We start from the raw sequence: 14,921 nt of genomic DNA, 5'->3' as shown, positions 1-14,921 counted from the left end.
CGGGTCCGCCCGGGGCGTCCGCCCCGGCGCGCGGCCGGTCGGGGCGGCCGGCCGCCCCCTCCCACCCCGATCAGTCGAGGTCGAGCTCGATCCAGCTCAGCTGGCCGCGGCGCTCCACCCGCAGGACGCCCGGACCGCCGGGGGGGAGCGCGGCCACCGCCGCCTTGAGCGCGGCGAGCGAGGCGACGGGCGTCCGGTTCACCGCGTGAATCACGTCGCCGGGCTCGAGCGCGGCGCCCGCCTGCCCGGCCTCGGGCACCCGCGCCACCACCACCACGCCCGCCGGCGAGCGCAGCTCGGGCATGGCGGCGCGCGCCTGCGCGTCGAGGTCCATCGCCACCACCCCGAGCCGCGGGACGGTGCTGCGCGCCAGGTCCGCCACCTCGGCGAGCCGCTCGGCCGGGCGGCGCGGCTCCACGCCGGCCACCTTCACGGAGAGCACGTCCTCGCCGCGCCGGAGCACCAGCGCGAGCGGCGCGTCCGCCGGGTGCAGGTAGATCGCCGGCGCCAGCGAGGGCATCCCGTCGATGGGCCGCCCGTCCACCGACACGATGACGTCGCCGGCCAGCACCCCGGCCTTCTCCGCCGGGCTGCCCGGGGCCACGTCCCCCACCACCACGCCCCAGTCCTGCGAGAGCCGGAGCCCGGCCGCCAGCCCCGGGGTGATGCCCTGGGCGGCGAGCCCGATCATGCTGTGCTCCACGCGCCCGTGGCGCCGCAGGCTCTCGTACACGTACTTCACCACGTCGGAGGGGATCGCGAAGCCCAGCCCCTCGCTCCCGCCGCCCTGCGTGAGGATGAACGTGTTGATGCCGACCACGTTGCCATCGGTGTCCACCAGCGGCCCGCCGCTGTTCCCCGGGTTGATGGGCGCGTCGGTCTGGATGTAGACGACCGGCCGCGCCGGGTCCGGCTGCCGCGCCACCGACGAGACCACGCCCATGGTCACGGTGCTGGCGAGGCCCTCCGGGCTGCCGACCGCGAACACGAGCTGGCCGGGGCGGACCTCGCGCCGCCCGAGCGCCAGCACCGGCAGGTTCCGCGCGTCGATCTTGAGGAGGGCGAGGTCGATCTCCGGCTCGACCCCGATGACCCGCGCGTCGTAGATGCGGCGGGCGGTGTGCGCCGCCGGGCCGCGCCCCTCCGGCAGCAGGATCCGGACCCGCTGCGCGCCCGCGACCACGTGCGCGTTCGTGACGACGTAGCCGTTCGGGTCCACCACGACGCCGGACCCGAGCACGCGCTGGCGCACGATCGCGCCGGAGGCGGTCTCGTCGGCGGGCGCGTACCCGCTCACCGTGACCTGCACCACCGCGGGCGAGATCTTCTCGATCACCTCGCCGAGCGCGGCGTCGAGCGCGCGCAGGAGGCCGGTGCCGGCCGGCGCCTTCGCCTTCGCGGGCACCTGCGCCGGCGCCGCGCCCGCGGCCTTCGGGCCCGCGGCCGCCGTCCCCGGCGTGCCGAGCACCCCGAGCGCCGCCGCCAGCGCCATCGCCTTCCACCCCTGCCCGCCGCTCGCCATGGCCGTCCTCTCCCGCCCGGACCGCCGGGCCTGGGGCGGAAGTCTCCACGCCGGCCGCCCCCAGGCAAGCGAGGAATGCGTGACGGATCGTGCGCGATCGGCGCCCGGACGACCCTCCGGCGAGGGAACCCTCTCTCCTCCCGGCCCGGGCGGCGCGGCGGAACGGCTCGCTTGCCAGGGGTCCGCCCGGTCTTACGTTGGCGCCATGCGAATGGAAAAGCTCACCGTGAAGGCGCAGGAGGTCCTCGCCGCCGCGCAGGGGGAGGCGCGCCGACGCGACCACCAGGCCGTGGACGTCGAGCACCTCGTGCTCGCGCTGCTCGCGCAGGAGGAGGGCATCGCGCGCCCGGTGCTGGAGAAGATCGGCGCGGACCCGCGCCTGGTCGCCTCGCGGGTGGAGGACGAGCTGCGCTCGCTGCCGAAGGTGTCGGGCGCGGAGCCCTACCCGGCGAACCGGCTGCTGAAGCTGTTCGACCGGGCCGAGGACGAGGCGCGCAAGCTGAAGGACGAGTACGTCTCGACCGAGCACCTGCTGCTCGCCGCCGCCGAGGACAAGGGCGGCGCCGGCGAGGCGCTGCGCGCGTCCGGCGCGACGCCCGAGCGCGTCCGCCAGGCGGTGCAGGAGGTGCGGGGCGGCGCGCGCGTCACCTCGCCCGAGGCCGAGAGCCAGTACCGCGCGCTCGAGAAGTACGCGAAGGACCTCACCGACCTCGCCAGGAAGGGCAAGCTCGACCCGGTCATCGGCCGCGACGACGAGATCCGGCGCGTGGTCCAGATCCTGTCGCGCCGCACCAAGAACAACCCGGTGCTGGTGGGCGACCCCGGCGTGGGCAAGACCGCCATCGTGGAGGGGCTGGCGCGCCGCATCGTGGACGGCGACGTGCCGGAGGGGCTGAAGAACAAGCGGCTGCTCGCGCTCGATCTCGGCGCCCTGCTCGCCGGCGCGAAGTTCCGCGGCGAGTTCGAGGAGCGGCTGAAGGCGGTGCTGAAGGAGGTGACCGGCTCGGAGGGCCAGATCATCCTCTTCATCGACGAGATGCACACCATCGTGGGCGCCGGCGCCGCCGAGGGCGCCATGGACGCGGGCAACATGCTGAAGCCCGCGCTCGCCCGCGGCGAGCTGCACGCGGTGGGCGCCACCACCGTGAACGAGTACCGCAAGCACATCGAGAAGGACCCCGCCCTGGAGCGGCGCTTCCAGCCGGTGTTCGTGGGCGAGCCGTCGCTCACCGACACCATCTCGATCCTGCGCGGCCTGAAGGATCGCTACGAGCTGCACCACAAGGTCCGCATCCAGGACGCGGCGCTGGTGGAGGCGGCGCGCCTGTCGAGCCGCTACATCACCGATCGCTTCCTGCCCGACAAGGCCATCGACCTCGTGGACGAGGCGGCCAGCCGGCTGCGCATCGAGATCGACTCGATGCCGACCGAGGTGGACGAGGTGCGCCGGCGCATCGGGCAGCTCGAGATCGAGCGGCAGGGCCTGCGCAAGGAGCAGGACGAGGCCTCCCGCGCGCGGCTCGCCGCGGTGGAGAAGGAGCTCGCCGCCCGCAACGAGGAGTTCACCGCGCTGAAGGGGCGCTGGGACGCCGAGAAGGCGGTGATCCAGGAGCTGAGCCAGGCGCGCCAGGAGCTGGAGGCGCTCAAGGTCGAGCAGGCCGCGGCCGAGCGGCAGGCCGACTTCCAGAAGGCCGCCGAGATCAAGTTCGGCCGGCTGCCGGAGCTGACGCGGCGGGTGAAGGCCGCCGAGGAGAAGCTCGCCGAGGCCCAGACCCGCGGCGCCATGCTGAAGGAGGAGGTCACGCCGGAGGAGATCGGCGAGGTGGTCTCGAAGTGGACCGGCATCCCGGTGTCGCGCCTGATGGAGGGCGAGGTCGAGAAGCTGCTCGGGATGGAGCAGCGCCTGCACGAGCGGGTGGTCGGGCAGGAGGAGGCGGTGAGCGCCGTCTCCGCGGCGGTGCGCCGGGCCCGCTCCGGGCTGCAGGACCCGAACCGTCCCATCGGCTCGTTCATCTTCCTCGGCCCCACCGGCGTGGGGAAGACCGAGACCGCCCGCGCGCTCGCGCAGTTCCTGTTCGACGACGAGCGGGCCATGGTCCGGCTCGACATGTCCGAGTACATGGAGAAGCACACCGTCTCGCGGCTCATCGGCGCGCCGCCGGGCTACGTCGGCTACGAGGAGGGCGGGCAGCTCACCGAGGCGGTGCGGCGCCGGCCTTACGCGGTGGTGCTCTTCGACGAGATCGAGAAGGCGCACCACGACGTGTTCAACGTGCTGCTCCAGATCCTCGACGACGGCCGGCTCACCGACGGCCAGGGCCGCACGGTGGACTTCCGCAACACGGTCATCATCATGACCTCCAACATCGGCTCGGCCGACATCCAGCGCCTCGCCGGCCGCCCCGGGGCGGACATGCAGCAGATCCGCGAGGCGGCGCTCGAGCACCTGCGCGGCGAGTTCCGCCCGGAGTTCCTGAACCGGGTGGACGAGATCGTGGTGTTCCGGCCGCTCGGCCGCGAGGACGTGGGGCGGATCGTGGAGATCCAGCTCGGCCGGCTGCGCAAGCTCATCGAGGAGCGCCACGTCAGCCTCGAGCTCACCGAGGCGGCGCGCGAGGCCATCGCCGACGCCGGGTACGATCCGGTCTACGGCGCGCGCCCGCTGAAGCGCGCCATCCAGCGGATGGTGCAGGACCCGCTCGCGACGCGCCTGCTCCAGGGCGAGTTCAAGGCCGGCGACCACGTGGTGGTGGACGAGGGCAAGGACGGCAACATCGCGTTCCGCAAGGGCGAGCGGCCGGAGGTCACCGTCCACTGAGGGTGACGGGCGGCCGGCGGCGCGTGTGCGCCCCGGCCCCACCTCGCCCGACGCCGGGCCTGTCGGCCCCGGATCGCGGCGGACTACAACCGGACGGCCCGCCTGCCGCGGGCCCCGGAGGTCCCCGCATGCGTCCGCTCGGCCACGCCGCCCTCGCCGCCCTCGCCGCGCTGCTCGCCCTCACCGTCGCCTGCGGCGGCCGCGCGGTGCGGACCCCGCCGCTCGCGGTGGACCCGCCGGCGTTCCGCCCCGAGGCGCTCCTCCCCACCGGCGCCGACGCGTACGGCGTGGCGCTGGCGCTCTCCGGCCGGATCGAGAACCCGAACCCGGTGGCCCTGCCGGTGGCGGGCTTCACCTACGCGTTCGAGGTGATGGGCGCGCCGGCCGGGGGCGGGCAGGTGGCGAGCGACCTCGTCCTCCCGGCGGGCGGCGCGGTGCCGGTGACGGTCCCGGTCCGGCTGCGCTGGGCCGACGTGCCGGGCTTCCTCGAGGCGCTCGCGACGCGCCCCGCGGTGCCGGTGACGGTGAGCGGCGCCGCGCGGGTGCGGGCCGGCGGCGGCACGGTGGCGGCGCCGTACCGGATCGACGGCAGCGTGGTGCTGCCGCGCCTGCCGACGGTGACGCTGGCCGACGCGGTGGTGCGCGAGTCCACCCTGTTCCACACCGTCGTCGAGCTGCGCGTGAGCGTGCGGAACCCGAACCCGTTCCCGCTGCCCACCGGCCGCCTGTCCTACGACCTCAGCGTCTCCGGCGTGCCGGTGATCCAGGCGGCGAAGTCCCCGCTCGACGCGGTGCCGCCGCAGGGCCAGGCGACGGTGGTGGTGCCGGTCCGCTTCTCGACCGTGGGCGCGGCCGCGGGCGCGCTGGCCGGCGCGGTGCGCGGCCGGGCGGACCTGTCGATGTCCGGACGGGCCGGGTACGGCGCGCTGGAGGTGGGCGTGGACCTGCGCGGCGCGCTCGCGGCGCGGTGAGCGCGGACTACACCGCGGCGGCGCCCGAGGCGCCGGGCCGCGAGACGACGAAGCGCGCGGTCATCGCGTCCATGGTCCGGATGTGCTGGACGAACCAGGCCGGCACCGTCTCGAACAGGTAGCCCCGGAGCCGCACCGGATCGCCACCCTCGCGGAAGGCGCGCGCCTCCCCGTCCATCTCGGCGAGCACGCGGTCGTGCTCCCCCTTGTGCTGCGGGTAGGCGGGGAAGCCGGTCTCGCGCATGACCTGCTCCTCGCGGAGGAAGTGCTCGCGCGTGTGGACGGCGAGCAGCGAGAGCCGCTCCAGCACCGTCTCCAGCCCGCCCGTCCGGGCGCGGTGCGCCTCGAGCGCCTCGCCCAGCCCCTCCAGCAGCCGCATCTCCTCCGCGTGGTCCTCGTTCATGAACGGGAGCGGCAGCTCGGGGATCTGGCTGGCGTCGACGAAGCGCATGGGGCGGGCGGCCTCCGGCGGCTCCGGTGGGAGCCGCGGCAGCGCTGATGTAACCCGGCGCGAACGGCGGCGCCTCGCCCTCGGCCGGGGCGGCGGCGGCCGAGACGGCGACCCCCTCGCCGGCAGGCCGGCGAGGGGGCGCGGGGAAGGCGGGCGAGCGGGCGGGGCTACTTCGCCTGGATGTAGCCGTCCGAGGTGAGCAGCTCGGCGGTGAGCACCGCGCCGCCGGCGGCGCCGCGCACCGTGTTGTGCGACAGGCACACGAACCGGTAGTCGAAGATCGCGTCCGGGCGCAGCCGGCCGATGGTGACCGCCATGCCGTTGCCGGCGTCGCGGTCGAGCCGGGTCTGCGGGCGGGACTCGTCCTCGAAGTACTGGAGGAACGGCTTCGGCGCCGAGGGCAGCCCCAGCTTCTGCGGCTTGCCGGAGAAGCTCTTCCACAGCTCCAGCACGTCGTCCTTCGAGGGCTTGCGCTCGAAGGACACGAACACCGCCGCCATGTGGCCGTCGGAGGCGGGCACGCGGATGCACTGGGCGCTGATGACCGGGTCCTGCGCGGCGACGATCCTGCCGCCCTCCACCCGGCCCCAGATCTTCATCGGCTCCTTCTCGCTCTTCTCCTCCTCGCCCTTGATGAAGGGGATGAGGTTGTCCACCATCTCCGGCCAGGACTCGAACGTCTTCCCGGCGCCGGAGATCGCCTGGTAGGTGGCGACCGCGATGCGCTTCGGGCCGAACTTCATGAGCGGGTGGATGGCCGGCACGTAGCTCTGGAGCGAGCAGTTCGGCTTCACCGCCACGAAGCCGCGCGAGGTGCCGAGCCGCCTGCGCTGCGCCTCGATCACGGCGGCGTGCTCCGGGTTGATCTCGGGCACCATCATCGGCACGTCCGGCGTGCCGCGGTGGGCGGAGTTGTTCGAGACCACCGGCGTCTCGTGCTTCGCGTAGTCCTCCTCGAGCCGGGCGGTCTCGTCCTTCGGCATGTCCACCGCGCAGAAGACGAAGTCCACCTCGCCGGCGATGGCCGCCACGTCGGAGGCGTTCTTCACCGTGAGCCCGGCGGTCGCCGTGGGGAGCGCCGACCTGAGCGCCCAGCGCCCCTTCACCGCGTCGGCGTACTTCTGCCCGGCCGAGTTGGCGCTGGCCGCGACCAGCGTGACCTCGTACCAGGGGTGGTGCTCGAGCAGGGCGACGAAGCGCTGACCGACCATGCCGGTGGCGCCGAGGACTCCGACCTTCAGCTTCTTCTGGCTCATGGCTCCTCTCCTCCGAGGAGGGGCGAACGCGAGGGGAAAGGCGGAGAGGGTAGCACACCGGGGGCGGGGGCCCATGGCTCCCGCGTCCTGGGGAGCACGCCCGGATCAGTAGAAGACCTCCTCCAGGAACAGCCCCTGCGGCGGCGCGGTCGGCCCGGCCTCGGTGCGATCGCCGCGCGCGAGCAGGTCGAGCATCGAGCCGGGCGCCCGCCTGCCCCGCCCCACCTCCACCAGCGTGCCCACGATGTTGCGCACCATGTGCTTCACGAACGCGGTCGCCTCGATCACGACCTCGATCCGCCCGCCCCCCTCGCCCACGACGTCCAGGCGCCGCACCTCGCGCACGGCGTGCTCGCAGGCGCAGTCGGAGGCCTGGAACGCGGCGAAGTCGTGGCGCCCGACGAGGTGGGCGGCCGCCTCCCGGACGTTCGCGAGCTCGAGCGGGTGGAAGTGCTGCCAGGCCTGCAGCCGGGTGAGCGGGGCGCGGGTGGGCAGGTTCTCGATCACGTAGCGGTAGCGCTTGCCGCGCGCGCTGCGCCGGGCATCGAAGCCGTCCGGCGCCAGGCTGGCCGCGCGCACCGCCACGTCGGGCGGCAGCAGCGCGTTCATGCCCATGACGTAGGCCTTCACCGGCAGCGGCCGCTCCTCGGGGAACGACACCACCTGGCCGCGCGCGTGGACGCCCGCGTCGGTGCGCCCCGCCGCGGTGACCCGGCGGGGCGCCTTGTGCAGGGTGGCGAGCGCCCGCTCGACCTCCGCCTGGATGGAGGGCCCGTTCGGCTGGACCTGCCAGCCGACGTACGCGGTCCCGTCGTACTCGAGCACGAGCTTCACCACCGGCACGCCGCGAAGGTACCACGCCCTCGCGGCCGGGCGGCCCGATGCGCAGGGTCCGGGCATGCGGACCGCCCCCGTCTCCGCCGTCGTGGTGCTGCGCCCGGTCGCCCTGCTCGCGGTGGCGCTCGCGGCCGCCGCCCTGCTCGCGCGGTGCGGCTCCGGGGGCGACGGGGGCGGCGCGCCGCCGCCCGGGGACGGCGGGCCGAACCCGCCGCCCGCCCCGCCCCCGGGGGCGCCGGGCTGGGCGGTCGCGGCCGCGGAGCGCTTCGAGGCGGCGCTGCCCGACGGCGCGTTCGCGCCGGACCCCGTGCCGGACGACGGCCCGTTCTCGGACGGCGGCGCGTTCTTCGCTTCACGCAGCGTGACCCCGCCGGCGGCGTTCCGCGCCTCGACGCCGGCGGGCGCGGGCGGCTGGTTCACGATCGAGTCGTACACGCGCCGCGCCGGCGCCTCGACGCAGGAGCTCGCCGAGGTGGTCCAGGACCCGGCCGATCCCTCCAACCACGCGCTGCGGATCACCTCGCGCGCGCACACCGACGCGACCGTGCTCCGCCCCTCCGCGCCGCTCCCGGCGCGCTACCGCATCTCGGTGCGGGTGGGCTTCCCGTCCTTCGGCGACGGGGTCGCGGGCGGGCTGAACGGCTACGACGGGCCCGCCGACGCCGGGCCGTGGTGGCCGGGCGAGGACGCGACCCGGCAGAACGGCTTCTACTGGCTCACCATCCTGGACCGGCTCCCGCGCCCGCACGTCAACACCTGGATCCACCACCACCGCAAGGTGGTGGTGGACTCGGACAACCACTACCCGCCGTGGATGGAGATCTGGGACGGCGACCGCTTCGTGTGGTCGGGCGAGCACCCGGTGATGCTGTTCGCGCTCGACGGCACGCAACCCGGCACCGAGCGCGCCGGCCCGCCCTTCCTCTCCTTCTCGAACGGCGCCTGGCAGCCGTCCGGCGCGATCCGCGCGGTGGACGCCTACCTGCCGGGCACCTGGTACCGGCTGACCATCGAGCGCGACGGGCCGCGCTACACGATCGAGGTCTCCGGCCGCTTCCGGTACGGCGGCGAGCAGACCTACCGCGCCACCGTCGACGCCGCCGCCCGCTGCGTCTTCCACTACCCGGTGGACGCGGCCGAGGCGGCCGGCGCGGCGCGCTGCGTGGACGAGGGCGCGTTCGCGTCGGTGGGATCGGCCTACCCGCGCTGGCCGGCCGGCGGCGCGTGGCCGGACTGGTTCATGCTCGGCGATCCGCACGTGAACTACTACGAGGGCAGCGTGCTCTACGACGACCTCGTGCTCGAGACCTGGCGCGAGTGACCGGGCGCCCCGGCCCGCCAGGGAGCGAGGCCGCGGCCTCCGCGGCGGGCTAGGCTCGCCGCGTGGATCCGTCCCGCCCCGGGCACCGGCCGCTCGTCGACGCGCCGCGCGCGCTCGCCGCGCTCGCGTTCGCGCTGCACGCCGCCTGCGGTGGGCGCTACGGCATCTTCCGCGACGAGCTCTACTTCGTCGCCTGCGGGCGGCGCCTCGCCGCCGGCTACGTGGACCAGCCGCCCGGCATCGCGGTGGTGGCGCGGCTCGCCTCCGAGCTGTTCGGCACCTGGGTGCCCGGGCTGCGGCTCCCGGCGTGGCTCGCCTCGGCGGCGACGGTGCTCCTCGCCGGCCGCCTCGCCGCGCGGCTCGGGGGCGGCGCGGCCGGGGCGGCGCTCGCGTCGGCGGCCACGCTCGCGTGCGGCGTGCTGCTCGCGCTCGGGCACTACCTCACCATGAACGCGTTCGAGCCGCTGCTCGTGCTCGCGCTGGCGCTGCTCCTGGTGCGCCTCGCCGAGGGCGGCGACCCGCGCCTCTGGGTGGCGGCCGGCGCGGTGGCCGGCCTGGGCGCGCTGTTCAAGTACACCTCCGCGCTGGTGGCGCTGGCGCTCCTCGCCGGCGTCGCGGCGACCCCGGCGCGGCGCGCGCTCCGGACGCGCTGGGCGCTCGCGGGCGCCGCGGCGGGGCTGCTCGCGGTGCTCCCCAACCTCGCCTGGCAGGTCGCGCACGGGCTCCCGTTCCTCGAGCTGGTGCGGAACGGGCAGCTCCACAAGAACGCGCCCACCTCGCCGTCCGCGTTCGCGCTCGGGCTCCTGCGCGACGCGAACCCGCTGCTCGCGCCGCTGTGGCTGGGCGGCCTCGGCTGGCTGCTCGCGCGCGGCGCGGCGCCGGCCGCGCGGGCGCTCGGGGTCGGGGCAGCGCTCTACCTCGCGCTCCTCGCCGCCACCGGCGGGAAGCCCTACTACGCCGCGCCGGTCCTCCCGCTGCTGCTCGCGGCGGGCGGGGCCGCAGCGGCGCCGCTGCTCCGCCGCCCGGCCCTGCGGCTGGCCGCGCCCGCGCTGGCGGTCCTGTCCGTCGCGCCGGCGCTGCCGCTCGCGCTCCCGCTCCTGCCGGAGCCGGCGTTCGTCCGCTGGCAGGCGGCGCTCGGCGTGGAGCCGGAGCGGATGGAGCGGACCGCCTACGGCGTCCTCCCGCAGATCTTCGCCGACCAGCACGGCTGGCCCGAGCTCGTGCGCGGCGTCGGCGAGGCGGCCGCGACGCTCGCGCCGGCGGAGCGCGCCACCGCGGCGGTGTTCGGCCAGAACTACGGCGAGGCGGCGGCGGTGGAGGTATACGGCCCGGCCCTGGGGCTGCCGCCGGCCATCTCCGGGCACAACCAGTACTGGCTGTGGGGCGTCCCGCCCGGCCGCGGCGACCCGATCCTCGTGATCTCCGACGCGGACGAGGACTGCGGGGGCGCGTTCCACGAGCGGGTCCTGGCGGCGCGGCTGCCCTCGAGCCCGTGGGTGATGCCGTACGAGGACGCGCGCTGGATCTGGATCTGCAGGGGGCTGCGGCGCCCGCTCGCCGGGCTGTGGCCCGCGCTCCGGTCCTACCAGTGAGCGGCGCGCCCCGGAGGGCCGCATTCGTTGACCCCGCGGCGCCAGCCGCGCTATATGCGGCTTCAACTTTCGTTGAAGGTTCCCCCGGAGGCGCGGAAATGGCGGCGCAAGAGCAGGCCATCCTCTCCCAGCTCGACGCGAGCGCGCAGCGCGGCGTCCGCCCGGAGCGCGCGCAGGCGGCGCTCGCCGGCGTGCCGAGCCTCCCGGAGAGCCTGCTCGAGCTGGAGGCGCAGCTCACCCGCGCCACCGAGGACGCCGAGGCGAAGCTCCAGGCGGCCGCGCGCCACCTCGTCTCCGCCGGCGGCAAGCGCATCCGGCCCATGGTGACGCTGCTCGCCTGCGGCGCCTGCGGCGGCGAGATGCGCGGCGCGGTGCCGTACGCGGTGGCCGCCGAGCTGACCCACTCGGCCACGCTGCTGCACGACGACGTCATCGACGACGGCCCGGTGCGCCGCGGCCAGCCGGCCTCGCGCGTCATCTGGGGCAACGCCGTGTCGGTGCTCTCCGGCGACTGGCTGCTCACCCGCGCGCTCGAGATCGTCTCGGCCGAGCCGGCCCGCTCCGCGGCGCTGCCGCCGCTGCTCGCCACCATGCGGCGGCTGGTGGAGGGCGAGGTGCTCCAGCTCTCGCTCCGCGGCGGCTTCTCCGCCACCGAGCAGGCGTACATGGACGTGGTGATGGGCAAGACCGCGTCGCTGTTCGGCTGGGCGGCCGCGGCCGGCGCCTGGGCCGCCGGCGAGGTGGGCGAGATCCCCGCCGCGCTGGTGCGCTTCGGCGAGGGCATCGGGGTCGCGTTCCAGCTCGTGGACGACGCGCTCGACTACGCCGCCGATCCGCGGCTCCTCGGCAAGCGGCTCGGCACCGACCTCATCGAGGGGAAGGCCACGCTGCCGCTCATCCGCGCCTGCGAGGCGGAGCCGGCGCTGCGGGGGCGGCTCGGGGGCGTGGTGGACGGCACCGCCGACGTCGAGGCGGTGGCCGGCGAGGTGATCGCGGTCGTGAAGCGCGTCGGCGGGGTGGACGCCGCGCGCGCGCTCGCCCGGGAGCACACCCGCACCGCGCTCGAGGCGCTGGAGCAGGTGCCGGACGGCGTGCACCGCCGGGCGCTGCACGCCGCGGCGCTGCAGCTGACCGAGCGGGCGTTCTGATCTAACGGGGGCTGCGCCCCGCCGCCCTGAGCTTGCCGAAGGGCGTCGGGGCCCCACTCCCGCTGCGCGGGGCCCGTGACCGCTCGCGCCCGCGTGCGCGGGCGCGCGAGCGGTCCCCGCGGCGAGGGGCTGCGCCCCTCCCCCGCTGCGCGGGGACCCCTCCCTGCTTGCCTTCGGTCCGCTTCCGCGACGGTCTCCAGCCGCGGCAGCGACGCTGCGTCCTGCACCAACCGGGGACTGCGCGCAGACCGCCCCGGTCCATACCTGCCATTCGATGCGCGCCTGCGTCGCCGCGCTCGCCGCCCTCCTGCTCGCGTCCTGCGCCCTCGGCAGGCCCCGGCTCTCCACGCCGGCCTGCGCCACCGGCGCGGAGGCGCTGCCCTCCGGGATCCAGCTCGTCGCGTACGCGCTGCCGCACCGGCCCGACACGCTGGTGGCCGCCTCGTACCGGGTCGGCAGCGCGCGCGACCCTGCGGGGAAGGAGGGGCTCGCGCACCTCGTCGAGCACCTCTCGTTCCGCGCGCGCCACGGCGACGGGCGCGCCCTCTCGGCGCGGCTCGAGGCGGAGGGGGTCGAGTTCGACGGGCGCACCTCCGCGGACGCCACCGACTTCCACGCGGTGGGGGACCCCGACCAGCTCGAGGCGCTGCTCCGCATCGAGGCCGATCGGCTGCGCGATCCGCTGGCGGGGCTGGACGAGGCCGAGCTGCGCCGGGAGCGCGAGGTGGTCCTGCAGGAGCTGGCGCTGCGGGGCGACCCGGACGCGCTCTGGCCGCAGGTGGACTGGCTGACCGCCCGCGCGCTGGCGGGCCACCCCTACGGGCGGATCGCGACGCCGGAGACGCTGCGCGCCATCACGCTCGAGGACGTGCGCGCGTTCGCGCGGGCGCACTACCGCCCGGAGAACCTGCTGCTCATCGTGGCGGGGCCGGCGTCGGCGAAGGCGGTCGCCGCGCGCGCCCGCGCTGCGCTCGGGGAGCTGGCCACGCGCCCGGGCCAGGCGGCCGATCCGCCCGTGCCGCCGCCCGAGCTCGGTGCCGCGCGGCCGGCAGCGCTCGACGTGGTGCGCGCGCCGGTGGAGCGCGCCTGGCTCCTGCTCACGGTGCCGCTCCCGGGCGACGCGCCCGCCGGCGGCGCGCGGGCGTACCTCGCGCTGCGAGCGCTCGAGGCGCAGGTGGAGCAGGTGCTCTCCGGCCCGGACCGCGAGCGCGCGCTCTCGGTGGAGCTGCTCGTCCACGGGATGGACGGCGCGTCGCTGCCGGTGATCCGCATCGGCCTGCGCGGCCCGGACGACGCACGCCCGCTGGTCGAGCGGCTCCGCGCCGGGATGCGCTTCGCCGGCTGGCAGGGCGGGCCGGATCCGGGGGGCGAGGAGCTGCGGGACCGGCTGGTGCTGGACGCGCACGTGCGGCTCGAGGCGCTCGACGCGTCCGAGGTCGCGCGCTGGATCCGGCTCACCGGCCGCACCGACTACCTCACCGGCATGCCCGCGGCGGTCGGCGCCGCGGTGACGCCGGACCGCGCCGCGTTCGCCCGCCGCTGGCTGCGCGAGGAGCGCCTGGTGGCGCTGGCGGTGGTGCCCGGCGAGGCGCCGCGGGACGACGCGCCGCCGCGCCTCCCGGGCGCGAGCGCGCTCGACGAAGACGACCCGCACGGCGCCGCGGCCGCCGGCGAGCCCGCGCCCGCGCGCGACGCGGCCCGCGCCATGCGCCCGCCCCACCTCGACAGCGCGCGCCGGCGCAAGCTGAAGAACGGCGTGCGGGTGATCGTGTCGCCGCGCCCCGGCTACCGGGTGCTCTCGGCGCACCTGGTGGTGCGCACGGAGCCCGCCGGGCCGCTGGAGCGGGTCTTCGAGGTGCTGGCGCTCCGCGCGACGCGCTGCGCGGACCGGCCCGCCACCGTGGGCGGCGACCGGCTGGAGTTCGGCGCGCGCGCGCCCACCGAGCTGGTGGACCTGGCGCTCGCGCAGGTGGCCTGCCGCGCGGGCGACCTCGGCGTGGACGCCGCCGCGTTCGAGCGCGAGCGCGACGCCATGGCGGACGCGCTGCGTCGCCGCCCGCCCACGCTGCACGAGGCCGCCGGGCAGCAGCTGCTCGAGCTGCTCTACCCCGGGCACCCCTACTCGGCCGAGGTCACCGAGGCGCGGGTGCGCGCGTTCCGCGCCGTGGACGCGGGCAAGTGGCTCGGCCTGAACGTCCGGCCGGAGCGGGCCGCCCTCGTCATCGCCGGCGACGTCGCCGCGACCGACGCGCTGTTCGAGCGGATCGAGCAGCGGCTCGGGCGCTGGCGGCCGCGCGGCGGCGACGGCAAGCTGCCGCCCCGCCCGCCGGCGCCGCTGCCCGGGCGCCGCGAGCTGGTGGTGGTGGACCGCCCCGGCTGGCGGGTCGCCGAGGTGCTGGTGGGCGTGCGCGTCCCGCCGCGCGGCGCCCGGGACGAGGCGGCGTTCCGGACGCTCTCCTGGCGGCTCCAGCACGCGCTCACCGCCCGGCTCCGCGACGACGCGGGCCTCACCTACCGCGTGTCCCTGTCGATCCTGGAGCAGTCGCTCGGCAGCGCGCTGGTGCTCTCGACCGCGGTGGACCGCGCGCGCGCCGGCGAGGCGCTGGCGGCGATGCTGGGCGAGCTCGCCGCCTCGGCGCGGCCGCTCGAGCCCGAGGCGCTGGCGCAGGCCCGCTGGCGCGCGGTGCGCCGCGCCGGAGGCGGCCTCGGCACCTCCTGGCGGAACGCGCTGCGGCTCACCGAGATGTTCGTCCACGGCCTGCCGCCGGACGAGTGGGACACCTTCGCGGCGCGCACCGCGGCGCTCGACGCGCGCGCGCTCGTCGCCGAGGCCGGGCGCTGGGCGCTCGGTCGCGAGGCCATCGTGGTGGTGGGCGACGCCGCGGCGATCGCGCCGGCGCTGCAGGACGCGGGGGTCCCGGCCCGGGTGCTGCCGGCGATCGCGCGGCGGCCGGCGCCCGGCGCCGCGGAGCCCGCGCCCGGACCGCGCGCGGCGGTGCCGTGAG

At 76.5% G+C, this 14,921-nt stretch carries 10 protein-coding genes; 6 read left to right on the top strand and 4 right to left on the bottom strand.

Going from position 1 to position 14,921, the window contains the following annotated elements; all coding sequences use genetic code 11:
- Positions 1–70: 70 nt before the first annotated feature.
- The gene (locus A2CP1_RS02055) at positions 71–1,522 is read right to left on the bottom strand and encodes a trypsin-like peptidase domain-containing protein (protein ID WP_012631825.1); all 1,452 of its coding nucleotides are present in this window, start codon (positions 1,520–1,522) and stop codon (positions 71–73) included.
- A gap of 205 nt (positions 1,523–1,727) precedes the next feature.
- Between A2CP1_RS02055 and clpB the strand changes: the two genes are divergently transcribed.
- Both clpB and A2CP1_RS02045 read left to right on the top strand, forming a co-directional pair.
- Positions 1,728–4,340, top strand: a complete 2,613-nt coding sequence (clpB, locus tag A2CP1_RS02050) for an ATP-dependent chaperone ClpB (protein WP_012631824.1) — start codon at positions 1,728–1,730, stop codon at positions 4,338–4,340.
- Positions 4,341–4,468: 128 nt separating this feature from the next.
- Positions 4,469–5,311, top strand: coding sequence for an LEA/WHy family protein (locus A2CP1_RS02045; protein WP_012631823.1), 843 nt, complete (start codon positions 4,469–4,471; stop codon positions 5,309–5,311).
- A gap of 7 nt (positions 5,312–5,318) precedes the next feature.
- Here A2CP1_RS02045 and A2CP1_RS02040 read toward each other — a convergent pair whose 3' ends face one another.
- The 3 genes from A2CP1_RS02040 to truA all read right to left on the bottom strand — a co-directional run bounded on the left by A2CP1_RS02040 (position 5,319) and on the right by truA (position 7,861).
- A complete protein-coding gene (locus tag A2CP1_RS02040) occupies positions 5,319–5,762 on the bottom strand; it encodes a bacteriohemerythrin (protein WP_012631822.1) in 444 nt (147 codons plus the stop codon).
- 167 nt (positions 5,763–5,929) lie between these two features.
- On the bottom strand, positions 5,930–7,018 hold the full coding sequence (gene asd, locus A2CP1_RS02035; RefSeq protein WP_012631821.1) for an aspartate-semialdehyde dehydrogenase: 1,089 nt from the start codon (positions 7,016–7,018) through the stop codon (positions 5,930–5,932).
- Between the two features lie 105 nt (positions 7,019–7,123).
- Positions 7,124–7,861, bottom strand: coding sequence for a tRNA pseudouridine(38-40) synthase TruA (gene truA / locus A2CP1_RS02030; RefSeq protein WP_012631820.1), 738 nt, complete (start codon positions 7,859–7,861; stop codon positions 7,124–7,126).
- A 55-nt stretch (positions 7,862–7,916) separates the two neighbouring features.
- Here truA and A2CP1_RS02025 point away from each other — a divergent pair, with 55 nt between their 5' ends.
- The 4 genes from A2CP1_RS02025 (at position 7,917) to A2CP1_RS02010 (ending at position 14,920) form a co-directional block, all read left to right on the top strand.
- Positions 7,917–9,176: a hypothetical protein gene (locus tag A2CP1_RS02025; RefSeq protein WP_012631819.1), complete on the top strand. Its 1,260-nt coding sequence runs from the start codon at positions 7,917–7,919 to the stop codon at positions 9,174–9,176.
- Positions 9,177–9,238: 62 nt separating this feature from the next.
- A complete protein-coding gene (locus tag A2CP1_RS02020; RefSeq protein WP_012631818.1) occupies positions 9,239–10,768 on the top strand; it encodes a glycosyltransferase family 39 protein in 1,530 nt (509 codons plus the stop codon).
- Positions 10,769–10,866: 98 nt separating this feature from the next.
- Positions 10,867–11,916 (top strand): polyprenyl synthetase family protein, encoded by a 1,050-nt coding sequence (locus tag A2CP1_RS02015; protein ID WP_012631817.1) that lies wholly within the window; start codon positions 10,867–10,869, stop codon positions 11,914–11,916.
- Between the two features lie 274 nt (positions 11,917–12,190).
- Positions 12,191–14,920: a M16 family metallopeptidase gene (locus A2CP1_RS02010; RefSeq protein ID WP_012631816.1), complete on the top strand. Its 2,730-nt coding sequence runs from the start codon at positions 12,191–12,193 to the stop codon at positions 14,918–14,920.
- Position 14,921 lies beyond the last annotated feature (1 nt).

Source organism: Anaeromyxobacter dehalogenans 2CP-1 (genome assembly GCF_000022145.1).
GTDB classification, from domain to species: domain Bacteria; phylum Myxococcota; class Myxococcia; order Myxococcales; family Anaeromyxobacteraceae; genus Anaeromyxobacter; species Anaeromyxobacter dehalogenans.
This window is presented reverse-complemented; position numbering and strand designations above follow the sequence as displayed.